This is a genomic window from Lederbergia panacisoli (assembly GCF_024626525.1).
In the GTDB taxonomy this organism is placed as follows: Bacteria; Bacillota; Bacilli; order Bacillales; family Bacillaceae_C; genus Lederbergia; species Lederbergia panacisoli.
On record NZ_JANJGU010000010.1, the window covers coordinates 18340 to 42702 of the forward strand.

Annotated in this window: 22 protein-coding genes; 20 read left to right on the forward strand and 2 right to left on the reverse strand. The window is 38.8% G+C overall.

Translation table 11 applies throughout. The features are described 5' to 3' along the window. Nucleotides 1–12 precede the first annotated feature (12 nt). From NQ185_RS13595 to noc, 6 genes are all read left to right on the forward strand, one after another. Nucleotides 13–1881, forward strand: a complete 1869-nt coding sequence (locus NQ185_RS13595) for an LTA synthase family protein (RefSeq protein ID WP_257582462.1) — start codon at nt 13–15, stop codon at nt 1879–1881. 16 nt (nt 1882–1897) lie between these two features. Further along, the gene (locus NQ185_RS13600; protein ID WP_257582463.1) at nt 1898–2674 is read left to right on the forward strand and encodes a sugar phosphate isomerase/epimerase family protein; all 777 of its coding nucleotides are present in this window, start codon (nt 1898–1900) and stop codon (nt 2672–2674) included. A 252-nt stretch (nt 2675–2926) separates the two neighbouring features. Beyond that, the gene (mnmE, locus tag NQ185_RS13605) at nt 2927–4312 is read left to right on the forward strand and encodes a tRNA uridine-5-carboxymethylaminomethyl(34) synthesis GTPase MnmE (protein ID WP_257582594.1); all 1386 of its coding nucleotides are present in this window, start codon (nt 2927–2929) and stop codon (nt 4310–4312) included. Nucleotides 4313–4511: 199 nt separating this feature from the next. Beyond that, the gene (gene mnmG, locus NQ185_RS13610; RefSeq protein ID WP_257582465.1) at nt 4512–6407 is read left to right on the forward strand and encodes a tRNA uridine-5-carboxymethylaminomethyl(34) synthesis enzyme MnmG; all 1896 of its coding nucleotides are present in this window, start codon (nt 4512–4514) and stop codon (nt 6405–6407) included. 420 nt (nt 6408–6827) lie between these two features. Further along, on the forward strand, nt 6828–7544 hold the full coding sequence (gene rsmG / locus NQ185_RS13615) for a 16S rRNA (guanine(527)-N(7))-methyltransferase RsmG (RefSeq protein ID WP_257582467.1): 717 nt from the start codon (nt 6828–6830) through the stop codon (nt 7542–7544). A 129-nt stretch (nt 7545–7673) separates the two neighbouring features. Further along, nucleotides 7674–8525, forward strand: a complete 852-nt coding sequence (gene noc, locus NQ185_RS13620; RefSeq protein ID WP_257582468.1) for a nucleoid occlusion protein — start codon at nt 7674–7676, stop codon at nt 8523–8525. Nucleotides 8526–8645: 120 nt separating this feature from the next. Here noc and NQ185_RS13625 read toward each other — a convergent pair whose 3' ends face one another. Further along, nucleotides 8646–9167 carry a GNAT family N-acetyltransferase gene (locus NQ185_RS13625; protein ID WP_257582470.1) on the reverse strand — a complete coding sequence of 174 codons (522 nt, stop codon included), beginning with the start codon at nt 9165–9167 and terminating at the stop codon, nt 8646–8648. 251 nt (nt 9168–9418) lie between these two features. Between NQ185_RS13625 and NQ185_RS13630 the strand changes: the two genes are divergently transcribed. The 3 genes from NQ185_RS13630 to NQ185_RS13640 all read left to right on the forward strand — a co-directional run bounded on the left by NQ185_RS13630 (nt 9419) and on the right by NQ185_RS13640 (nt 11796). Next, nucleotides 9419–10180: a ParA family protein gene (locus NQ185_RS13630; RefSeq protein WP_257582471.1), complete on the forward strand. Its 762-nt coding sequence runs from the start codon at nt 9419–9421 to the stop codon at nt 10178–10180. After that, on the forward strand, nt 10173–11018 hold the full coding sequence (locus NQ185_RS13635; protein ID WP_257582472.1) for a ParB/RepB/Spo0J family partition protein: 846 nt from the start codon (nt 10173–10175) through the stop codon (nt 11016–11018). The genes NQ185_RS13630 and NQ185_RS13635 overlap by 8 nt, the downstream gene beginning before the upstream one ends. Before the next feature lie 67 nt (nt 11019–11085). After that, nucleotides 11086–11796, forward strand: coding sequence for a DUF554 domain-containing protein (locus NQ185_RS13640; protein ID WP_257582473.1), 711 nt, complete (start codon nt 11086–11088; stop codon nt 11794–11796). Nucleotides 11797–11835: 39 nt separating this feature from the next. Here NQ185_RS13640 and yyaC read toward each other — a convergent pair whose 3' ends face one another. After that, nucleotides 11836–12453, reverse strand: coding sequence for a spore protease YyaC (gene yyaC, locus NQ185_RS13645; RefSeq protein ID WP_257582474.1), 618 nt, complete (start codon nt 12451–12453; stop codon nt 11836–11838). 237 nt (nt 12454–12690) lie between these two features. Between yyaC and NQ185_RS13650 the strand changes: the two genes are divergently transcribed. The 11 genes from NQ185_RS13650 to helD all read left to right on the forward strand — a co-directional run bounded on the left by NQ185_RS13650 (nt 12691) and on the right by helD (nt 23883). Next, a complete protein-coding gene (locus NQ185_RS13650) occupies nt 12691–12888 on the forward strand; it encodes a DUF951 domain-containing protein (protein WP_257582475.1) in 198 nt (65 codons plus the stop codon). A 152-nt stretch (nt 12889–13040) separates the two neighbouring features. Continuing rightward, on the forward strand, nt 13041–14141 hold the full coding sequence (ychF, locus tag NQ185_RS13655) for a redox-regulated ATPase YchF (RefSeq protein ID WP_257582476.1): 1101 nt from the start codon (nt 13041–13043) through the stop codon (nt 14139–14141). Nucleotides 14142–14290: 149 nt separating this feature from the next. Then, on the forward strand, nt 14291–14632 hold the full coding sequence (locus NQ185_RS13660) for a DUF378 domain-containing protein (protein ID WP_257582477.1): 342 nt from the start codon (nt 14291–14293) through the stop codon (nt 14630–14632). 310 nt (nt 14633–14942) lie between these two features. Then, a complete protein-coding gene (gene rpsF, locus NQ185_RS13665) occupies nt 14943–15230 on the forward strand; it encodes a 30S ribosomal protein S6 (RefSeq protein WP_257582478.1) in 288 nt (95 codons plus the stop codon). Nucleotides 15231–15289: 59 nt separating this feature from the next. Continuing rightward, on the forward strand, nt 15290–15796 hold the full coding sequence (gene ssb / locus NQ185_RS13670; protein ID WP_257582479.1) for a single-stranded DNA-binding protein: 507 nt from the start codon (nt 15290–15292) through the stop codon (nt 15794–15796). Nucleotides 15797–15817: 21 nt separating this feature from the next. Continuing rightward, entirely contained in the window at nt 15818–16054 is a 237-nt protein-coding gene (gene rpsR, locus NQ185_RS13675) for a 30S ribosomal protein S18 (RefSeq protein ID WP_257582480.1), read from the forward strand. A gap of 230 nt (nt 16055–16284) precedes the next feature. After that, the gene (locus NQ185_RS13680; RefSeq protein ID WP_257582481.1) at nt 16285–17223 is read left to right on the forward strand and encodes a YybS family protein; all 939 of its coding nucleotides are present in this window, start codon (nt 16285–16287) and stop codon (nt 17221–17223) included. A gap of 180 nt (nt 17224–17403) precedes the next feature. Then, nucleotides 17404–19386: a DHH family phosphoesterase gene (locus NQ185_RS13685; protein ID WP_257582482.1), complete on the forward strand. Its 1983-nt coding sequence runs from the start codon at nt 17404–17406 to the stop codon at nt 19384–19386. Further along, the gene (rplI, locus tag NQ185_RS13690; protein ID WP_257582483.1) at nt 19383–19832 is read left to right on the forward strand and encodes a 50S ribosomal protein L9; all 450 of its coding nucleotides are present in this window, start codon (nt 19383–19385) and stop codon (nt 19830–19832) included. Before NQ185_RS13685 ends, rplI begins: the two co-directional genes overlap by 4 nt. A gap of 155 nt (nt 19833–19987) precedes the next feature. Further along, entirely contained in the window at nt 19988–21352 is a 1365-nt protein-coding gene (gene dnaB / locus NQ185_RS13695; RefSeq protein WP_257582484.1) for a replicative DNA helicase, read from the forward strand. Between the two features lie 233 nt (nt 21353–21585). Continuing rightward, nucleotides 21586–23883: an RNA polymerase recycling motor HelD gene (gene helD / locus NQ185_RS13700; RefSeq protein WP_257582485.1), complete on the forward strand. Its 2298-nt coding sequence runs from the start codon at nt 21586–21588 to the stop codon at nt 23881–23883. The last annotated feature ends 480 nt before the right edge of the window (nt 23884–24363 follow it).

A 24363-nucleotide genomic window follows, 5' to 3' on the forward strand; every position in this document is an offset into this window, starting at 1 on the left:
GAAGTGGCAAAAATGAAAAGCAATTTTATGACGATACATAAAGCAAAAGAAAGCAACGCTATTTTTATTTATAGTGCAGCTGTATTTTTACTATGGCTAAAAATGTGCGCTTTATACATTTGGACCTTTCATATTAATATTCAATCGATTGGTCAAGGGTTTGTCCTTGCGGCAACATCACTCGGATCGGCCGCTTTTTTTCTTGGCTTTGGTTTTCTTTTTCGTAAATCGGCAAGAACGAAGGCCTTTTTTGTGATTGATTTATTACTCACTGGCATATTGTTCGGAAATGTCCTTTATTATCGTTTTTATATTGATTTCATTACCGTACCGGTGTTGCTCCAGTTTCAAAATGTAGGAGGATTAAGTCAAAGCACCGTTGAACTCGTTAAGTACTATGATATTTGGATGTTCCTCGACTTATTTTTACTAATTTTTTTCATGAAGAAGAAGTATTCAGTAACGATCAATCTTCCGCTAAAGAAAAATTTTAAGAAACGTCATTTCCTAATTATCACGCTCGTTCCTTTACTATTCAGTATGATGCTAAATTCAGATTTCTGGAATAAATCATATGATAAAGAACTGATTGTTAAATCTCTTGGTCTATATTACTACCACGTATTTGATATTTTCCAATACTCAAAGACATCCGTTAATAGTGTTTTGGCGGATGAAAGCGAAGTAGGGGAAATCAGTCATTACCTGAAAACGAAGCATAAAAAGACAACGCCATCTGATTTTCACGGCATCGCTGAAGGAAAAAATGTAATCGTCATTTTTCTTGAATCTACCCAAGGTTTTGTCATTGATAAACACGTGAATAATCAGGAAGTGACGCCATTTTTAAATAAATTAAAGGATGAAAGCTTATATTTCCCAAATTTTTATCATCAAACAGCACAAGGAAAAACGTCAGATGCTGAGTTTATTGTTGATAATAGTTTGTATCCTCTCGCTGGTGGATCGGTGTTTGTCAGAAAGCCAAAAAATGACTTTATGGCGACTCCTGAAATTTTAAAGAAATACAATTATTATTCCGCATCCTTTCATGGGAATGACGCGCAATTTTGGAATCGATTAACGATGTACGATTCTTTAGGGTATGACCGCTTTTTCTCAAAAGAAGATTATGATGTTAATGAGGATAATTCAATCAATTATGGATTAAAGGATATTCCTTTTTTCGAACAATCGATGCCATATTTACTGTCATTGCCACAGCCTTTTTATGCAAAGTTTTTGACGTTGACGAACCATTTTCCATTTCTATTAGAGCCTGAAGATCAGTTCATTTCTGAATTGGAAACGGAACAAGGGGTCGTGAACCGATATTTTACGACGGTCCGATATGAGGATGAGGCGATTAAATCCTTTTTTGATCAAATAAAAGAGACGGATCTATATGAAAATTCCATCTTTGTCTTATTCGGGGATCATTATGGGATCTCAAAAAGCTATAATGATGCATTAAGCGAAGTACTTGGGCACGAAATCACGGTAAAAGATCAAGTCGAATTGCAAAAGGTGCCTCTATTTATCCATATTCCGGGCATCGAGGGCGAAGTGATTGACACAGTTGGCGGGCAAATTGATTTAAGAGCAACGATTTTTGATTTATTAGGAGTAAAGGATCAACATCAGGCATTTTCTTTCGGAACAAGTTTATTATCAAAAGAAAGTGACCGTCTCGTTGTGTTCAGGGATGGCACCTTTACTACGGATCAATATATATATACAGAGGGAACCTGTTACAGCAAAGAATTAGATAAAAAAGTAAAAAGGAATAAATGCTCACCTTATTTTACACAAGTTCAAAATGAACTAAATTACTCTGACAAAATTATATATGGAGATTTATTTCGGTTTTTTAAAAAATAATAAAGGAAGTGGACGAATGAAATTCGGTTGCTGTTTAGGGATTGATAGCGCAAAGATTGCATATGAAGCTGGGTTTGATTTCATAGAATGTACAGTTGTCTCACTTATACCGGAAAAAACGGACCGAGAATTCGCGAAGGTTTTTAAACAATTTCAAGACAGTCCACTTCCTGTTGAAGCATGCAATGTTTTTCTCCCAGGAGATTTGAAAATTGTAGGCGAAACGGTTGATCACGATCGCATCAAGCGTTATATCGAAATAGCATTACAAAGGGTGCATCAAGTAGGAGCGAAAATAATTGTATTTGGAAGTGGAAGAGCTCGCTCGATTCCAGATGGATTTTCTCGTGAACGAGCTGAAGAGCAAATTCTTCAATTTTTAAGATTAGCAGCGGATTATGCAGATCCACCAGGAATCACGATTGTTATTGAGCCATTAAATAAAAAAGAAAGCAATATCATTAATAGTGTTTTAGAAGCAGAGGAATTCGCTAAGAAAGTAAACCACAAGAGCATCCAAGTGTTAGCAGATTTCTATCATATGGATGAAGAAAGTGAACCATTAGAGGACATTGTGAAGGCTAAAGAGTTTGTAAAGCATATCCATTTAGCAGATACAGGGCGTTTTGCTCCGGGAACAGGCCATTATCCGTACGATCATTTTGTGGACTGCTTACAACGAGCCCATTACAGTGGGCGCATTTCAATAGAATGCCAATGGAAAGATTTAAATAAAGAACTAGCAAATTCGAGGGAATTTTTAAAAGAAACATTTGAGATGAAAAGAGTATAAAGTAAACAAATCCGAATCGAAATCATTGATTCGGGTTTTTTTATGCGATCAAAAATGACGAGTTATTGTTATTCACATGTGGATAAGTTAAAATAAAGAGTGCGACAAAACGAGTTGTGGATAATTTTCGCAGTGCGAAATAGCTTTTCCACAATCGTATTTTTTGTTATTCTATTATTTTGGGGATAAACTCTTTTTCGCTAAAAATGCGATCAATATAAATAAGGTCAATAATGGAAAGAGGTGATCATGATGGAATTTGATACGATAGCGGCAATATCGACGCCAATGGGTGAGGGAGCAATTGCCATTGTACGATTAAGTGGTGATGAAGCGGTGGCGATTGCCGACCAACTATTTCGAAGTCCGACTGGGAAAAATTTAAAAGAGGTAGAAACGCACACGATTCATTACGGAAAAATTGTCGACCCAAAGTCTGAGGAAACGGCTGAGGAAGTAATGGTCAGTTTGATGAGAGCACCAAGAACGTTTACGAGAGAGGATGTCGTGGAAATCAATTGCCACGGTGGGATTGTTTCTGTAAACCGTGTTCTTCAACTTGCTTTAAATGCGGGAGCTAGACTAGCAGAGCCTGGAGAGTTCACGAAGCGAGCGTTTTTAAACGGGCGCATCGATTTATCACAGGCTGAAGCGGTGATGGACTTAATTCGTGCGAAAACAGATAGGGCGATGAACGTGGCGCTCGGACAGATGGAAGGGCGCTTATCAAAGCTAATTAGCAAGCTGCGCCAAGAAATACTGGAAGTCGTCGCTCACGTAGAAGTGAATATTGACTATCCGGAATATGATGATGTGGAAGAAATGACACACCGTATTCTCGTAGAAAAAGCGACCTATATAAAGGGTGAACTAGAAAAGCTATTACAAACTTCGCAACAAGGGAAAATTTTACGTGAAGGATTATCAACTGTCATTATTGGGCGTCCGAACGTTGGAAAATCATCTTTATTGAATAGTCTTGTCCAAGAAAATAAGGCGATTGTTACGGATATTCCGGGAACAACGAGGGATGTCATTGAGGAGTATGTCAATGTTCGCGGTGTCCCGCTCAGGCTCGTTGATACTGCAGGGATTAGGGAAACAGAGGATATAGTCGAGCGGATTGGTGTTGAACGATCTCGCGAGGTATTAAAAAAAGCAGATTTAATTTTGCTTGTCTTAAACTCAGCTGATGAATTCACAGAAGAAGATAAACAATTATTTGCGGCTACTGAAGGAATGGACGTTATTGTCATCGTCAATAAAACAGACTTACCGCGAAAAGTTGATATGGAAGAAGTTCGTCTAGTGGCTCGTCATCATCAAATTGTTACGACTTCTCTCCTTGAAGAAGAAGGGATTGATGATTTGGAGCGGGCGATTTCAGATATGTTTTTTAAAGGTCAAATTGAAGCAGGTGATATGACCTATGTATCAAATAGCCGTCATATCGCTCTTTTACATCAAGCATTGCAAGCAATCGATGATGTGTTGAACGGAATTGATTTTGGAACGCCAATCGATATTATTCAGATTGATTTAACCCGTACATGGGAGCTATTAGGGGAAATCATCGGAGATACAGTACAGGAAAGTTTAATCAATCAACTATTTTCACAGTTTTGTCTTGGTAAATAGGAAAAGCGCATGCGCCTTGCCCATCGACGTACAAACTTCAGGGCCTTCGACTGAGATAAAGGAAACACGGCGAGGGACGAGCAAGTGAAATTGGCATTTCAAATTTCACCTGATGTTGACTTATCGTATGGAGAAGGACAAGAAGTTTGCTAGTCGATAGGCGCTGGAGCTAGACATATTAAAAGGAAGGTGAAACAGGATGCAAACAACATATGATGCAGGCATGTATGATGTTATCGTCATTGGAGCTGGCCATGCCGGCTGTGAAGCAGGACTTTCAGCAGCTAGAATGGGCGCTAAAACATTAATGCTGACGCTGAATCTCGATATGGTCGCTTTCATGCCATGCAACCCATCTCTTGGAGGACCTGCAAAAGGGGTTGTCGTGAGAGAAATTGATGCACTTGGCGGGGAAATGGCCAAAAATATCGATAAAACGTATATTCAAATGAGAATGTTGAACACTGGAAAAGGCCCAGCCGTCCAAGCTTTGCGTGCACAAGCGGATAAATTCCAATATCAGCATGAAATGAAAAACACGTTGGAAAATGAACCTAATTTAACTCTTCTGCAAGGTATGGTCGATGAATTAATTGTAGAAGATGGAGAATGTAAAGGTGTCATTACTCAAACAGGTGCTATTTTCCGCGGAAAAGCAGTCATTATTACGACCGGGACATTCCTTCGCGGAGAAATTATTTTAGGGGAATTAAAATATTCAAGTGGTCCTAATAACCAAAAACCATCTATTAAGCTTTCAGAACATCTAGAAAGTCTAGGATTTGAAATGGAACGCTTTAAAACGGGTACGCCGCCTCGTATTAACGGTAATACAATTGATTACAGCAAAACAGAAATTCAACCGGGTGACGAAGATCCGCGTGCTTTCAGTTATGAAACAACGAAATATATTACAGATCAGCTTCCATGCTGGCTAACGTATACAAACTTGCGCACTCATCAACTAATTGATGAAAACTTGCATCGTGCCCCGATGTTTTCAGGCATGGTAAAAGGGACGGGTGCGCGCTATTGCCCTTCGATTGAAGATAAAGTCGTCCGCTTTAATGATAAGCCAAGACATCAAATCTTCCTTGAGCCAGAAGGAAGAAATACGAATGAAGTATATGTTCAAGGACTTTCAACAAGTTTGCCTGAAGAAATTCAACACCAAATCATTGCGACTGTCCCTGGCTTGGAAAATGCAAAAATGATGCGTCCTGGATATGCGATTGAGTATGATGCCATCGTTCCAACACAGCTTTGGCCAACACTGGAAACGAAAAAAATTAAAAACTTGTATACAGCAGGCCAAATTAACGGTACTTCTGGTTATGAAGAAGCAGCAGCACAAGGAATCATGGCGGGAATTAATGCTGCGAGAAGAATTATTGGAAAAGACGAAGTGATCTTAAGCCGTTCTGATGGCTATATCGGCGTTCTCATAGATGACCTCGTGACGAAAGGAACGAATGAACCATATCGTCTCCTCACATCACGTGCTGAATATCGCCTTCTTCTGCGTCACGATAATGCAGATTTGCGTTTGACGGAAATTGGACATGAAATTGGGCTCATTTCAGACGAAAGATATGAAATGTATGTAAACAAAAAGGCTGCCATCGAGGCTGAAATCAAAAGACTTCGCTCCATCATTTTGAAACCAAATGAAAAGACGCAAGAAATGATCAATAAAGCCGGAGGAAGTCTATTAAAGGACGGAATCAGAGCGTCTGATCTATTAAAGCGTCCTGAAATGTCATATAAGCAAATCATTGAATTGGCGCCTGCTGAAACAGTTCTGCCAAATGAAGTCGTCGAACAAGTAGAAATCCAAATCAAATACGAAGGTTATATCGAAAAATCCCTTCAGCAAGTCGAAAAACTGAAAAAACTAGAAGACAAAAAAATTCCTGAAAACATCGATTACGATGCCATTAATGGAATTGCAACCGAAGCTCGTCAAAAGCTTAATAAAGTTCGTCCATTGTCGATCGCTCAAGCTTCCCGAATTTCGGGCGTCAACCCTGCGGATATATCAATCTTGCTTGTATATATTGAACACGGGAAGATTGCCAAAGTTTCTGGTGAGTAGAAAAGCGAAAGCGCCTTGCTCATCGACGTACAAACTTCAGGGCCTTCGACTGAGATAAAGGAAACACGGCGAGGTACGAGCAGATGTTGACTTATCGTAGGGAGAAAGCCAAGAAGTTTGCTAGTCGATAGGCGCTGTAGCTAGACAAAGAAAAGCGAAAGCGCCTTGCTCATCGACGTACAGGCCTCAGGATGCGGGTCCGTCGACATCGCCACAGGACGTGGCGGTTTTAGTCGACGTTCCTCTATGGGCCTTCGACTGAGATAAAGGAAACACGGCGAGGTACGAGCAAGTGAAATTGGCATTTCAAATTTCACCCGATGTTGACTTACGCAAAAGAGAAAGCCAAGAAGTTTGCTAGTCGATAGGCGCTGCAGCTAGCCAAAGAAATGTACCAACACGAATAGGAATGAAATCATAATGAATATCGACCAATTTACAAACATGTTAGGAGAAAAGGGAATCACTCTTGACTCCCATCAACTCCACATGTTTGAGCGTTATTATGAACTGCTTGTAGAATGGAATGAAAAAATGAATTTGACTGCGATCACGGATAAACAAGAAGTGTATTTAAAGCATTTCTTTGATTCCGTGAGCGCCGCTTTTTTTATTGATTTTAAAAAGCCGATGAAAATTTGTGATGTAGGGGCTGGAGCAGGTTTTCCGAGTATTCCCATTAAAATTTGTTTCCCGGAAATTGACCTTACGATCGTCGATTCTTTAAAAAAACGAATCACATATCTTGAACATTTATCAAGTGAATTAGGCTTAACCAATACGCATTTTTATCATGATCGTGCCGAAACTTTTGGCGCGAACCCAAAGTTTCGCGAGCAATTCGATCTTGTCACTGCAAGGGCTGTAGCAAGGATGTCTGTCTTAAGCGAACTATGCCTTCCTCTTGTGAAAGAAGGGGGACAATTCGTCGCCATGAAAGCAGCTAATGCCGAGGAAGAGTTACAAGCGGCAGAACGTGCCATAAAGCAATTAGGAGGCAAGCTTTCCACGGTCCATTCCTTTACATTGCCAATAGAGGAAAGCAACCGCAATATTATCGTTATTTCCAAACTCAAAAAAACGCCAAAAAAATATCCTAGAAAACCTGGAACTCCGAATAAGCTCCCGTTGGAATAAATTCCTATGGATAGGACATCTGTTTGGCAGGAAAATTCAAAATAAAATAGAATGATGATATAAAGTCATTTATAATAAATATATATTGTGTTTCGCTAAAGGGAGCTTCTATTAAGGTGGTGTCGAAGGATGAAACATCCTTTCTCTCGATTATTTGGCTTGGGCGAGAAGGAATTACCAATAGAAAAAGAGATGGTTGACGCACGGGATGAAATTAAAAATATTCCCGTTTCTCATATTATTCCAAATCGATTCCAACCAAGAACGATATTTGATGAAACAAAAATTGAAGAATTGGCAAGAACTATTCATACACATGGAATCATCCAACCTATCGTTGTAAGAGAATTAGGTATAAACCAATTCGAAATTATTGCGGGTGAACGCAGGTTCCGTGCTGTCCAGTTTCTTGGATGGGATGATGTTCCTGCCATCATTAAAAATTTAAGTGATACAGAAACAGCCTCCATTGCGCTAATAGAAAATCTTCAACGGGAAGAACTTACTCCGATTGAAGAAGCGATGGCGTATGGAAAACTATTAGAATTGCATAATTTAACACAAGAAGCATTGGCACAGCGCCTTGGAAAAGGACAATCCACTGTTGCCAATAAGCTTAGATTGTTAAAATTACCAGTTGAAATTCAAGAGGGTTTGCTGCAAAAGAAAATTACGGAGCGTCATGCACGAGCTTTGATTCCTTTAAAAGATCCTGAAAAACAAATTCAAGTGATGAATCTCATTATTGAAAAGGGCTTGAATGTTAAACAGGCTGAGGAACAAGTCGTAAAGTTATTGACTGTTACGGAAAAACCGAAAAGCAAGCGCCGCGCTATCAGCAAAGACATGAGGATTGCTGTTAATACAATCCGTCAATCTCTATCAATGGTATCTGATAGTGGAATAAATTTAGATTCGGAAGAAGAAGAATTTGAAGAATACTATCAATTTACCATTAAAATTCCAAAGAAAAAATCGTAGATATTTGTCGAATTAGAAAAAAACTATTATTTTTGTAAAATTATAAATGTATTCAAAATGCCTGCCAGTAAGCATATAAAAGTGGTAGGCATTTTGCCTAGATGTTTGGTTACTATCTATCTACAGTGACTTTTGCATAAAAATAACAATTTCAGAATCAATTCCTTTATTTCCATTGTGATCAATATACTCCCAGCTAATTTCAAATTCCCCATATCCCCAATCCTTATAACCTAACCTTTCATAAAGTCGTTTCGCTTCAGGATTTTCTACGCCTACTTCTAAGCCTATATGAGTGCATCCCTTTTCTTTTGAGAGTCGTTCTCCTTCTAAAATGATTGCAGTTGCAACTCCCATTCTACGATATTCATCTATTGTTAGACCTGCTTCTAGAAAGGCATTTTGATTAATATCAATATTATTCGTAACAGGTGCGTCTTGGGGACCACTCCAACGCAGGAGGAAATGGCCGATAGGGATGCGATTAATCCAAGCGATTAAATACAGTCCGTCACCGTTTTTTTGAACATTATATCGGTTATATTGAAACATTGGGTTACCTGGAGAAAACTGAGACACAAGTAAATCTAATTGTGATTCCTTTGCTGCTTCTATCTCTAAATGAAATCCTTCTTTAATCATTTCAATACCTCCTTAATTAAAAAAATTCTTTAAGTAGGCATAAAATACCTTTTATTTTTTAAAAATCTTTATATGAACATACTTCCTCAACATCTTGATATTTACGCAAAAAACAGCAACAATAAGAATATAGCAACTTTTTTTCTATTTTAATAAACTTTTTTTTATTGAAAGAGTAATTCATGACGAATATTTGATAAAATAGAATACATGATTGCTATTTTTAAGGAAATTAAGGGTAGGTGACATCGTTGGGAAAGATTATTTCCATAGCCAACCAAAAAGGGGGCGTCGGGAAAACGACCACCTCTGTCAATCTGGGGGCCTGTTTAGCATATATAGGAAAAAAAGTGTTGCTAATCGATATTGATCCCCAAGGAAACGCTACGAGCGGTGCCGGGATTGATAAAGGAGATGTCCACCAATGTATTTACGATGTGCTCGTAGATGACGTGGATATAAAGGACGTAATAAAGCAAACAGGAGTAGACAGAATGTTTGCAGTTCCTGCGACGATACAGTTAGCAGGAGCGGAAATTGAACTAGTTCCAACTATTTCAAGGGAAGTTCGTTTAAAAAGAGCTTTAGATCAAGTGAAAGATGACTTTGATTATGTTTTAATTGACTGTCCACCATCACTTGGCTTACTTACAATTAATGCATTGACAGCATCTGATTCAGTATTAATACCTGTTCAATGTGAGTATTATGCGCTCGAAGGCTTAAGCCAACTGTTAAATACAGTTCGGTTAGTCCAAAAACATTTAAATCATGAATTGATGATTGAAGGCGTATTGTTAACGATGCTCGATGCAAGGACAAACCTTGGTATTCAAGTGATTCAGGAAGTAAAAAAATACTTTCAAAATAAAGTATATAAAACAATCATTCCAAGGAATATTCGACTGAGTGAGGCTCCAAGTCATGGGGAACCAATCATTGTATATGATTCAAAGTCTCGAGGGGCTGAAGTATATTTAGATCTTGCAAAGGAAGTGGCTGGAAATGGCTAAAGGTCTCGGTAAAGGGATTAATGCTTTATTTGCAAATATGGAAGTCAATAATGAAGAAACGGTACGTGAGATTGATTTAAAAGAAATCAAGCCAAATCCGTACCAGCCAAGAAGAGTATTTTCTGAGGATGCCATTCAGGAATTAAAAGAATCTATACTGCAGCACGGAATCCTGCAACCTATTATCGTTCGGAAAAACATTAAAGGTTATGAAATTGTTGTAGGAGAACGACGATTTCGCGCATCAAAAGCCGCAAAGTTAAGTAAAATTCCTGCTGTTATTCGAGAATTGACGGATCAGCAAATGATGGAATTGGCCGTGTTGGAAAACTTACAGCGAGAAGATTTAACTCCTATAGAAGAGGCGACCGCTTATCACACGTTGATGGAGAAACTTCATATTACGCAAGAAGAATTATCCAAACGGCTTGGAAAAAGTAGACCGCATATCGCCAATCACGTTAGATTACTAACGCTTCCTAACAACATTCAACAACTTATTACAGATGGCAAATTATCAATGGGGCATGGGCGGACGCTATTAGGGCTTAAGCGGAAAGATATGATACAAGCAATCGCGGAACGGACGGTAAAGGAAGGCCTGAATGTAAGACAGTTAGAAAACTTAGTTCAGCAAATAAATGAAAATGTTCCACGTGAAACAAAAAAGAAACCGAAAAAAGATATATTTATTATGGAAAGAGAAAATAACTTGCGTGAAAAGTTTGGAACAACTGTTACGATTAAGCAGTCTAAGAAAAAAGGGAAAATCGAAATAGAGTTTTTATCTAATGAAGATTTGGAACGAATTCTAGAGATTCTCGATCAAAATGAGTAAATTTTAAATCCGAGTAGTGCCCTTGTCTACTTTTAAGGGCACTTATTTTTTATAAACAGGTGAAATTATGGTGCTATTAGGAACGCTAGTCAATGGACTATGTATTATTGTTGGATCATTAATCGGAAAGTTTTTAAGCAGGATTCCTGAAAAAATGAAAACGACCGTTATGCACGGGATCAGCTTGGTCGTCATGGTATTAGGTTTGCAAATGGGTTTCAAGAGTGGAAATTTTTTGATCGTCATATTGAGTATCGTGATAGGCGCTGTGCTGGGTGAATGGTGGGCGCTAGAGGATAAGCTAAACTCATTAGGATTATGGATTGAGAGAAAGCTGGGACCTTCTAGCAAGGGGAATATTTCCCAAGGGTTTGTAACTGCCACTCTTATTTTTGTTATTGGTGCAATGGCGATTATTGGAGCGCTCGATAGCGGGATTAGGGGTGATCATCAAGTTCTTCTTACCAAAGGTGTGATTGATGGATTTACTGCCTTGATTTTAACGACAACACTTGGAATTGGTGTAATTCTTTCTTTCATTCCTGTAGTACTTTATCAAGGGCTAATTGCTTTATTTGCCACTCAAATTGATCGTCTTGTCCCAACTGAATTGATGGACATGCTTATTAATGAGTTGACGGCTACAGGTGGAATTATGATCTTTGCCATCGGTTTAAATCTATCAGGGATGATTAAAATTAGAGTAGCAAATTTATTGCCGGGGATTTTAGTTGCTGCAATCATTGTAAGTTTGATTTTTGTTTATAATCATATATAAAAAAGAAAGGGGCACGGTAAGTAGGTGCTTCTTTCCTTTTTATATTGTTTCCGTATTCATGTCCCACTCAAGTTGAAAATTCGCTGCTTTATTTGTATAAATGATATCAGCTTCTACGATGCCTGCTACAATTTGCTTCGCCATTTTCATAACAAGATTGAGTCGTGTATTTTGTAAAACAAAAAACTCCATATGACCACTTATGTTCACAATTCCGGTTATATGCATATTTCCGACAGCCGGCAATTCCTTTTTCACTCCAGCACCTGGTTTAACGGGACCAGCTCCAACCTTTATCATGCCGATATTTTTCAATTTCCCAAGACACGCATCGATTCCGATAATAAAAGGACGAAAGTGTTGTTGATGAATCATAGCTATTTTTTCATTTAAATTAACAGCATGAACAGGATCCTCCAATGTTCCATATACATGGAAACTTTCCAAACGAGCTTCTTTTAAAAAAGTGCCAGCGAGCGGTCCTAAAGAATCTCCAGTCGATCGATCGGTTCCAATGCATACGATGACAATTTGCCGTTTATATCCGAAGGGGAGAAGATCAATGATGCCGCTAGAGATTTTTTCATTGGAAGATGGATCATCATATTTAATATTTACATCAAACGCATCAAGTGGATTAAAAAGCGGTGGATTCATCTTTGTCGCTCCTTTTCTTCGAATAAAAAGACAGTGAAGGGTTTTATAGTTCTATATTTCTGAATTTTGGCCTGCGCTTTTCTATTCTTTACCCATTATACGGAGGAATTTTCATTTCTATACATAAAATTAATGAAATAGATTATCTGCCTATGAAAACCAACGTTTTATTGTTAAAATGAATACATAAAAAATGAATCGTGGAGAATATGATGGAATCTTCAGGAGGAATGAACTTTGGAAAAGAAAGAATTTAATTTAAATGACATAGTGGAAATGAAAAAACAACACCCATGTGGGACAAACCGTTGGAAGATTATTCGCATGGGGATGGATATTCGAATTAAATGTGAAGGCTGTGGCCACAGTGTCATGTTGCCGCGCAGAGATTTTACAAGAAAAATCAAGAAAATCTTGGAGAAGCATGAGGAATAGAACTCATGCTTTTATAATTTACCATTAACTGAAAATTTTATTATCTAGTTTCCTGTGGGGGTGTGTGAACACAGTTGTTTTTTCTCTGTATAATCACTATAATTGTGAAAGGATTAACAGGGGAAGGAAAACCCAGAAGAGGAGTGACCAAAATGGCTCTTACAGCAGGAATTGTGGGGTTGCCAAACGTAGGAAAGTCTACATTATTTAATGCCATTACAAAAGCGGGGGCGGAAGCTGCCAACTATCCGTTTTGTACAATAGATCCGAATGTCGGAATCGTAGAAGTACCAGATTACAGACTTCAAAAACTAACCGAGCTTGTGCAACCTAAAAAAACAGTGCCGACTGCATTTGAATTTACAGATATAGCAGGAATTGTTAAAGGTGCAAGTAAAGGAGAAGGGCTAGGGAATAAATTTCTTTCTCATATTCGCCAAGTAGATGCTATATGTCATGTCGTCCGCTGTTTTGCAAGCGATGATATTACGCACGTTTCTGGAAAGGTCGACCCGATCGATGACATCGAAACGATCAATCTGGAATTAATCCTTGCTGATTTAGAATCTGTAGAAAAGCGAATTGGCCGTGTAGAAAAGATGGCGAAGCAAAAAGATAAAGAAGCGATGTATGAGTATGAAATTTTAGCTAAATTGAAGGAAGCTTTTGAAGCGGATAAGCCTGCGAGATCAGTTGAGTTTACTGAAGATCAGATGAAAATGGTAAAAGGTCTTCATTTACTAACGAGCAAGCCTGTTTTATATGCTGCAAATGTTGGGGATGAGGATGTTGCTGATCCGTCAGGAAATGAATATGTGAAAAAAGTTGTAGCATACGCTGAAAAAGAAAACTCACAGGTCATCGTTGTTTGCGCTAAAATTGAAGAAGAAATTGCAGAATTAGATGATGAAGAAAAAGCGATGTTTCTTGAAGAACTAGGAATCGAAGAATCAGGACTCGATCAATTAATACGTGCAACTTATGATCTTTTGGGATTGGCCACTTATTTCACAGCTGGGGTTCAAGAAGTACGTGCTTGGACATTTAAAAAAGGAATGAAGGCACCACAATGTGCTGGAATCATTCATACTGATTTTGAAAAAGGATTTATTCGTGCTGAAACGGTTTCATACGATGATTTGCTCGCAGGAGGATCAATGACGGCAGCACGAGAAGCTGGGAAGGTAAGGCTAGAAGGAAAAGAGTATCTTGTGAAAGATGGAGACGTTATCCATTTTCGATTTAATGTATAAGGCGCCTAAATGGTGTCTTTTTTTTGTAATAAAAAAGAAGATTAATTTTCAGGTTATAAATTTTCCTCTTTCTTCAAATAATAGGGTTGAATCATTAGCGCGCAATCATTTGCTTTTGATTTACACGATGGAAGAAAGGGGAGTACTAAGTGAAAACATTACGACGAATTGCTTTAGCGTTAATCGTTATTGGGGCAATAAACTGGGGGCTAATTGGTTTATTTCAATATGATTTAGTTGGAAATATTTTTGGAGGAAGCAATTCCGGCACTGCTAGGTTTATTTACACACTTGTCGGGATAAGTGGGCTCATCTGTCTCGGACTACTGTTTAATTCTAGGACAGCCGACGTAGAATCGCCCGAAGAAGGAAGAGGAATGGTCACTAATCAATATGCGACTGAATTTGCGGAAGAACCGGACCTTGATCGATTATATAATCCTTCAAGAGACGCATACGAAAGTGAAGACGAAGAAGAAGAATTGCAATAAGAAAAGCAAATACGCCTGCTCATCAACGTACGAACTTCTGGGCCTCTGACTGAGATAAAGGAAACACGGCGAGGATGGAAAAGCCGAAGTCGATGTTGACTAGAAAGGCGCCTCCGCTAGACATCAATAAACAAGAAATCCCGGCTAAGGAACTTTCATAGCCGGGATTTCTTGTAGTAAGGAAAGTGGATATAAGCCTTGCGCAATCACGTTTGATATGCTATAATTACACATTGTGAGTAATGAAAATTGCTCCTTGCCCTTTTTACACTGAAAAGGGCCGCATAGTCCATAAGGAGGTGACTGAACGATGAGAAAGTACGAAATTATGTACATTATCCGCCCGAACGTTGAAGAGGAAGCGAAAGCTGCAGTAGTTGAGCGTTTCAACAACATCCTTACTTCACAAGGTGCAGAAATCATCGAATCAAAAGATTGGGGTAAGCGTCGTCTTGCATACGAAATTGAGGATTTCCGTGACGGTTTCTACCGTTTAATCCAAACAAATGCAAATCCTGAAGCAGTTCAGGAATTCGACCGTCTTGCGAAGATCAGTGACGATATTATCCGTCATATTGTTGTTAAAGACGAAAGATAAACTTAATTGTTCCACGTGAAACATTTTATACAGAAGTAAACGGGAAGAGGTTGATTCTGATGATGAACCGAGTTGTATTAGTAGGGCGTTTAACAAAAGATCCGGATTTGCGCTACACTCCGAACGGGGTGCCAGTCGCAACATTTACATTGGCTGTTAATCGTACTTTTACGAATCAACAGGGGGAGCGGGAAGCCGACTTCATTAACTGTGTGATTTGGAGAAAGCCCGCTGAGAATGTTGCTAATTACTTGAAAAAAGGAAGTTTAGCTGGTGTCGATGGCCGCATCCAGACTCGCAACTATGATGGACAGGATGGTAAGCGTGTATACGTGACTGAAGTGTTAGCAGACAGTGTTCAATTTCTTGAACCAAGAAGTGCTGCTCCGCAAGGTCGTGGTGACTTTGGTGGAAATCAATATGGTGGAGACCAAAATAACCAATACCGTCCCCACGAGCAAAACCAAAATCAGCGTAGCAATCAAAACTTTACCCGAGCTAACGAAGATCCATTCTCAAATGATGGACAACCAATTGACATTTCAGATGATGATCTTCCATTCTAATAAAGTTAGGAGGTTATTGTTATGGCAGGTGGACGCAGAGGCGGACGCAAACGTCGTAAAGTGTGTTACTTCACAGCAAACGGAATTACACACATCGACTATAAAGAAGTTGAATTGCTTAAAAAATTCGTTTCCGAACGCGGGAAAATTCTTCCACGTCGTGTAACTGGAACAAGTGCTAAGTATCAACGTAAATTGACAGCAGCTATTAAACGTGCTCGTCAAATGGCATTACTTCCATTCGTTTCAGGCGAATAATGATTACGGAATATATACGTATTCAATAATAAAGGCTGTCCTAAACTAAGTTATTATCATTTTATATAGTATTTTTTACAAGGTACTATATATAATTGTAATATCTTGAGATTAGGATCAGCCTTTTTACTTTAAGAATATATCAGCAAAGTTGATTGATACGCCTTTCACCGTTAAAATAGAAGGAGTATACATATGAAACAAGATTTTACACAAAAAGAGGTGGAAGAGTGAAAGATACACGAACGCTAACAGAAGGAGCCGCAATGTTAGCTTTATATACAATCATGTTATTAGTGGCAATTTTTATTCCATTTTCATCGATTGTCCTTCACCTATTTTTTATTTTGCCCTTTCTTATATATAGTGCAAAATATTCTGTGAAATATTCAATAATCTTAATTATTAGCGCGATGATCATATCGTTTATTATCGGTTCTTTTGTTGCTATGCCTATTGCTTTTCTATTCGGAACAACAGGCTTAATGATGGGATATGGCATCAGGGTAAAAGAAAGTAAACAAATTATTTACATATCATCAAGTATTGTATTCATAGCCAATATCATTTTGTTTTTTATCGCTGCTGCATTGTTTTTTAATATTAACTTTATGGATGAACTAAAAACAATGTTTCAAACATCGATAGACCAATATATGGCTGCGTTGCATATGGTGGGGATGACGCCGCCAGTTGAATTTCAAGAGCAATTGAACGAAATGGCTAATTTAATGATAACTATGCTTCCTACATTGTTGGTCGGCACTGCTTTTATAAGTGTCATCATCATAATGGTTGTTAATTTTCCTATTCTGAAAAGGTTAGGAATAGATGTGCCGAAATTTCAGCCGTTTCGCCGTTTGAAATTCCCGAAAAATATTTTGTGGTTGTATTTATTGGTGCTAGTCCTTTCCATAATTTTTAAATTTGAATCCGATTCTTATTTACAAATGGCAGTTGTCAATGCTGGGTTGATTTTACAAACTCTGTTAGTCATTCAAGGTTTGTCGTTTATCTTTTTTTATTGTCATCTAAAAAAATGGGCGATTGTTATCCCGATTTTAGCCGTGATATTTACACTTTTAATGCCTGTGATCCTTTCAATTGTAAGAGTGTTAGGTATAATTGATTTAGGGTTTGATTTAAGACAACGCATAAAACAGAAATAGTCTTTTTATTTACAGTAAGCAAGGCGCTAACGCTTTACTTATTGGCTAGCTCTAGCGCCTACATTGCCATCGAAGTCAAAAACCCACGGCAATTAAGGCGAAGAGCCCTTTTTTTCACGGGACATTGCTTGTTGAGGCTGATCAAGCCGCTAACGCTTTTTTTATAAAGGAGCTGAAAGAATGCCTTCATATTTTAAGGGCGGAAAATCGCGTTATCCATTATATGGTATCGCGGCCATTACAGCTATCTTACTAATTTTCATAGCATTGCAACATTTATGGGTAGCACTGATTGGCATTTTACTGCTCTGTGCATTATTTTATGCAGCTATTCATGGAGAAAAAGAAATCATAAAGGATACAGAAGAGTACATATCGACCCTTTCATATCGAGTAAAAAAAGTCGGCGAAGAAGTTTTAATGGAAATGCCGATTGGTGTAATGCTCATTAATGATGATTTTATGATTGAATGGTCAAACCCATTTATGGCCTCGTGTTTTCAAGAGAATACTCTTGTTGGAAAATCCCTTTATGAAGTAGGGGAACAAATCATTCCATTAATAAAGCAAGATATTGAAAGTGAGATCGTTACAATTCAAGACAGGAAGTTTCGAGTCGACCTGAGATTGGAAGAGAAGTTATTATACTTTTTTGATGTGACAGACCAGGTTGCGACTTTTAAAAGATATGAATCTGAACGAAATGTCATCGCCATTATTTTTCTAGATAATTATGATGATGCTACTCAAGGAATGGATGATCAGACGAAAAGCGGATTAAACAGTACAGTAACGTCCCTTTTAAATAATTGGGCCCTTGAACATGGTATTTTTCTAAAAAGAACATCGTCGGATCGCTTTGTCATACTACTGAATGAAAAAATATATCATGATCTCGAGATTAATAAATTTTCAATATTAGATGTAGTACGGGAAGAGACGGCTAAGCAAAATGTGCCGCTTACTTTAAGTATCGGTGTTGGAATTGGGGATATGCCGCTTCCAGATCTAGGTGTCCAAGCCCAATCCAGTCTTGATCTCGCTTTAGGGCGAGGTGGTGACCAGGTCGCAATTAAACTGCCAAATGGAAAGTTAAAGTTTTTTGGCGGAAAAACGAACCCAATGGAAAAACGTACGAGAGTTCGGGCGAGGGTCATTTCCCATGCGCTACGAGAATTGATTGTGGAGAGCGATAAAGTAATCGTGATGGGGCATAGATACCCTGATATGGATGCAATCGGCGCCTCAATCGGAATTCGAAAGGCGGCAGAATTGAATAATCGTGATGGGTATATTGTTATTGATGCCGCTGAAATTGACACAGGAGTAAGGCGCCTAATTGAAGAAACAAGGTCATATCCTGATCTCCATTCTCGTTTTATTACACCTGATGAAGCGATGGAACTCGCGACTGAACAGACACTTCTTGTCGTCGTTGACACCCATAAACCGGCACTCGTAATTGAAGAAAAGCTGCTATCCAAAACAGAGAGAGTCGTCGTGATTGATCACCATCGCCGCAGTGAAGATTTTATAAAAAAACCACTTTTGGTCTATATGGAACCATATGCTTCATCGACTGCTGAATTGGTGACTGAACTCCTCGAGTACCAGCCAAAGGGTGAAAAAGTAAATACGATTAACACAATCGAGGCAACAGCTTTATTATCTGGTATTATTGTAGATACAAAAAGCTTTACACTTCGGACTGGCTCACGCACATTTGATGCCGCATCCTATTTAAGGGCACAAGGTGCGGATACAATATTAGTTCAGAAGTTTTTAAAAGAAACGGTTGATACGTATTTAAAAAGAGCTAAATTAATTGAGACAGTAGAATTTTATGTAGATGGAATTGCCATCGCGAGTGGAACGGAAGATGAGGTATATGACCCTGTAGTTATTGCTCAAGCTGCCGATACATTGCTGACGATGGATGGAGTTTCTGCTTCATTTGTCATCTCAAAACGAGCAGGAGACGTTGTAGGAATTAGTGCTCGCTCGTTAGGAGAAATCAATGTACAAATCATAATGGAAGCACTTGGCGGCGGCGGTCACTTGTCGAATGCTGCTGTTCAGCTGCAAGGAGAAAATATCGTCGAAGTGGAGTTAAAATTAAAACAAGTTTTAGATGATTATTTGGAAGGGAGCCAAGAATCATGAAAGTCATTTTCTTGAAAGACGTTAAAGGTAAAGGCAAAAAAGGGGAGATTAAAAATGTAGCGGATGGCTACGCACATAACTTTCTCCTCAAACAAGGGCTAGCAGTAGAAGCAACATCTGGGAATATGAAAAACTTAGATAATAAGAAGAAGAAGGAAGAGCAACAAGCGAGCGTAGAATTAGCAGAAGCGCAGAAACTCAAAGAAACACTTGAAAAACTAACGGTTGAATTGAAAGCTAAATCGGGTGAAGGCGGCCGTCTATTCGGCTCGATTACAAGCAAACAAATTGCCGATGAATTAAATAAAACACATAAAATTAAAATTGATAAACGAAAAATTGGTTTAGACGATGCAATCCGCTCTTTGGGAGTGACAAAGGTTCCTGTCAAACTTCATCATGAAGTCGTTGCGACTATTGATGTTCACGTAAAAGAAGAAAACTAAATTTACCATACTTTATGTAGATATTTCATGATAGAATAGAATTAGCAAATAAATGTGATGCGGTTTCGGCCGGTCACATTTTTTATATCAGATTTTTTAATGATCGTAAGCTGCAGAGCAGTAAAATAGTGATTGAATTGTGGAAGGTGAGTACTATGAATGCTGATTTTTCGGATCGAACGCCACCGCAAAATATAGAAGCTGAGCAAGCTGTCATAGGTGCTATTTTTTTGGAGCCATCCTCATTGATGCTTGCATCAGAAATCCTAATTCCTGAGGATTTTTATCGCAGTTCACATCAAAAAATATTTGATGTGATGCTAAAATTGAGTGAAACAGGAAAAGCGATTGACTTAGTCACCGTTTCCGAAGAACTGGCCGCAACTAAAATGTTGGAAGATGTAGGCGGAATTTCATATTTAAGTGAAATTGCTGTTTCAGTGCCAACAGCCGCTAATATTGGCTATTATGCCAGGATTGTAGAAGAAAAGTCGTTGCTCAGACGATTAATTCGAACGGCTACTAATATAGTAACAGATGGCTACTCCCGGGAGGACGAAGTAGAGGCAGTCTTGGATGAAGCCGAAAAGCATATTATGGAAGTTGCTTCGCGGAAAAATTCCAGTGCTTTTCAAGATATTAAAGATGTGCTCGTTCAAACGTATGATAACATTGAGCTCCTCCATAATCGAAAAGGGGACGTTACCGGTATCCCTACTGGATTTGCTGAGCTTGATCGCATGACAGCTGGTTTTCAGCGCAATGATTTAATCATTGTGGCAGCCCGTCCATCTGTAGGTAAAACCGCATTTGCACTGAATATTGCTCAAAATGTCGGTACGAAAACGGAAGAGAATGTCGCCATTTTTAGTCTTGAAATGGGTGCTGAACAACTCGTCATGAGGATGCTTTGTGCCGAAGGGAATATAAATGCACAAAATTTGCGGACAGGTTCTTTAACAGATGAAGATTGGCGCAAACTGACGATGGCGATGGGAAGTTTATCAAATTCAGGCATTTACATCGACGATACGCCTGGGGTTCGGATTAGTGAAATCCGTTCGAAGTGTCGACGTCTGAAGCAGGAACACGGCCTAGGAATGATCTTGATTGACTATTTGCAGCTTATTCAAGGGAGCGGTCGTTCAAGTGAAAACCGCCAACAGGAAGTTTCGGAAATTTCTCGTTCCTTAAAGGCGCTGGCCCGTGAATTACAAGTTCCGGTCATTGCGCTTTCGCAGCTTTCTCGTGGAGTGGAACAGCGTCAAGATAAGCGCCCAATGATGTCTGACATCAGGGAATCAGGAAGTATTGAGCAAGATGCGGATATTGTTGCGTTTTTATATCGTGATGACTACTATGACCATGAATCGGAAAATAAAAATATCATCGAAATCATTATCGCCAAGCAACGTAACGGCCCAGTCGGCACCGTATCACTCGCTTTTGTCAAAGAATACAACAAATTCGTCAACTTAGAGCGCAGATTTGACGATGCAGCCATTCCTTCGGGAGCATAGATAGGCAAGCACCTCCTTAAGCAGGGGGTGTTTTTTTAAAATAAAGAAACCTGAACAGATTTCTCCGTTCAGGCATTGATATTTTCACAGCATCGTGTTATGCTTAATTTTGTTTGTGTACTCAAGTTCTAATAAGGGGCACATATACCCAATATAAATTTTATCAATAATAATCAACGTTGTCAAGCATTTTTTATTTTTAAATGCAATTTTAAAAGGAGTGTGGGTTGCGGATGAATAAGGAGTGGGAAAAAGAGCAACAGAGAGTGGAATTTATACAAGATGTGATTGATCAGAAGGTGGTTCATCTTACTAAAAATCTGGGTGGCGTAAAAGGCGGGATCATCGAATTACGAAAGACGTTCTGGGATGATGTTACGGTTAATCTTGATGAGCCTGATGATGTGATTGAAACTTTTACAAGCATAAAACAACAGGCTGAGCTGCTTGCTGAACGAGAGAGAACTCATGGGCAATCCTATCGCTTACTTAAACAACTCGATAAATTAAAAGACTCTCCTTTTTTTGGCCGCATCGATTTTCTCGAAGATGGTGAGAAATCAGCGGAATGCATTTATATTGGAATTACATCTTTAATGGATGTCCATGATGAGGAATTTCTCATTTATGATTGGCGCGCACCGATTTCGAGTTTGTATTATGACTTTTCGCCGGGACCGGCAACATATAAAACACCTTCAGGCATCATCGAAGGGATAATGGAATTAAAACGACAATACATTATTAAATATGGTCAGTTAAAAGGAATGTTTGATACAGGGGTCACGATTGGCGACAGCCTGCTTCAGGAAGTACTAGGCGGCAATGCGAATACGCAAATGAAGAGCATCGTTGCGACCATCCAGCGTGAGCAGAACCATATTATTAGAAATGAAAAAAGTAAGATATTAATTGTTCAAGGTGTTGCTGGCAGTGGAAAAACTTCTGCTGCGTTACAGCGGGTTGCCTATTTGCTTTATCGATACAGAAATACACTCTCATCTGACAACATCATGTTATTTTCTCCGAATCCTTTATTCAACAGCTATGTTGCGACTGTGTTGCCTGAACTTGGTGAAGAAAATATGGAACAGACGACATATCAGCAATATTTGATAACAAGACTTGGCGGTCGTTTTGAAGTGGAAGATTCTTTTAGCCAAATGGAATATACCCTTACCGCTATGGATGAGCCGGGATACGAAACGAAAATGAAATCGATTCGTTATAAAGCGAGCTTAGATTTTAAAAATCAAATTGATCGATATACCGAGGAACTTTCACAGAATGGGCTTGTATTCAAAACGATATCGTTCCGCGGTCGCACCATTGTTTCCGCGCAAGATATAGATACGTATTTTTATTCGATTGATCCATCTATTTCCATTCCGAACCGTATGAAGCTGACGTCGGATTGGTTATTAAAAGAAATGGCCAAGCAAGAAAAGCTGGAACGGACAAAGGATTGGGTTTTGGAAGAGGCAGAGCTCTTAGACAAAACAGATTATTTAGAAGCGTTCCAACAAATGCAGAAGGATCTGGGCGAAAAGGAAGAATCATTTGATGATGTCGATAAAGAGCAGCGGATATTGGCAAAGTCAATCGTAAATAAGCACTTCAAACGAATTCGCAGTGCTGTAAAGCAAAACAAATTTTTAAACATGAAAGCTATATATCAAAAGCTTTTTACACTAGCATCATGGCCTGATGGATTCGATGAAATCTGCGAAGAAACAATTGAAAAATTAAGAGAAAATATTATTTCCTATGAGGATGGCACACCGTATTTATATTTGCAGGACCAATTGGAAGGGAGAAAATCCAATACGCTTATTCGTCATTTATTCATTGATGAAGCACAGGATTATTCACCATTTCAATTTGAATTTTTGAAGCAACTTTTCCCGCATTGTAAAATGACCATTTTAGGGGATGTGAACCAAGCAATCTACGCCCATACGATGGATGCTTCGTCTTTATTAAATATGGAGCCTGAGGGAACGGAGAAAATCGTATTAAGGCGAAGCTATAGGTCAACAAAGGAAATTGTGGACTTTACAAAAGGCTTGATTGATGGCGGCGAAATGATTGAACCGTTCAACCGGGATGGGGGAAAACCTGTTTTAACGGAAGTGGAAGACAGCGATACTCTTCATGCAAAAATGGAAGAGTGTGTGAAACAACTGCAGGCTCATGGACACGAGACCATTGCGATCATTTGTAAAACTATGAAGGAGAGCCAAGCAGCGTACGACGTGCTAAAATCGGCGTTACCGGTGCGACTCATGGATAAAAACGCAAACTCCTATGAAAAAGGAGTCATTATCCTACCTGCGTATTTAGCAAAAGGAATTGAATTTGATGCAGTTATTATCTATAATGCATCAAATGAGCAATACGGTCGTGAGTATGAGCGGAAATTGTTCTATACAGCTTGTACAAGAGCGATGCATGAATTACATCTATTCACCAAGGGCAAGAGAACGTTTTTGATGGACGATGTGAGCGAGGATGCATATATAGGAGGATAATCTCGATATTGATGAAGAGCTGAAATCGTAATTGGATTTCAGCTCTTTAATCATTGAAGGATATTTCTACTCGCTTAGGATCTTTGGATGGAGAGACGGATATTTATCACGATTATCTATGCAAGAGTACGGCTTGCAGAAGAAAGTGGATAAAAGTCGCAATTGGTCTGCGTAAGGGACGGATACGCAGAGGAACGTGGGTAAATGTCACAATTTTTCTGCGCAAGGGATGGATATGCAGAGGAAAATGGATAAAAGCCACCAATGTTCTGTGTAAGGGACGGATACGCAGAGGAACCTATATAAAAGTTACAATTTTCCTTCGCATGGATATCGGTTCGAATGGGAAAATGTGTTTTTGCTATTATTTAGTCGCGTTTACCAATTGAATCGGTACAGACATCCAATGATGCTATAATTCTACCCTCCCTTTACTTCATGAATTTATATAATGCTACAAAAGGTATTATAAATATTAAT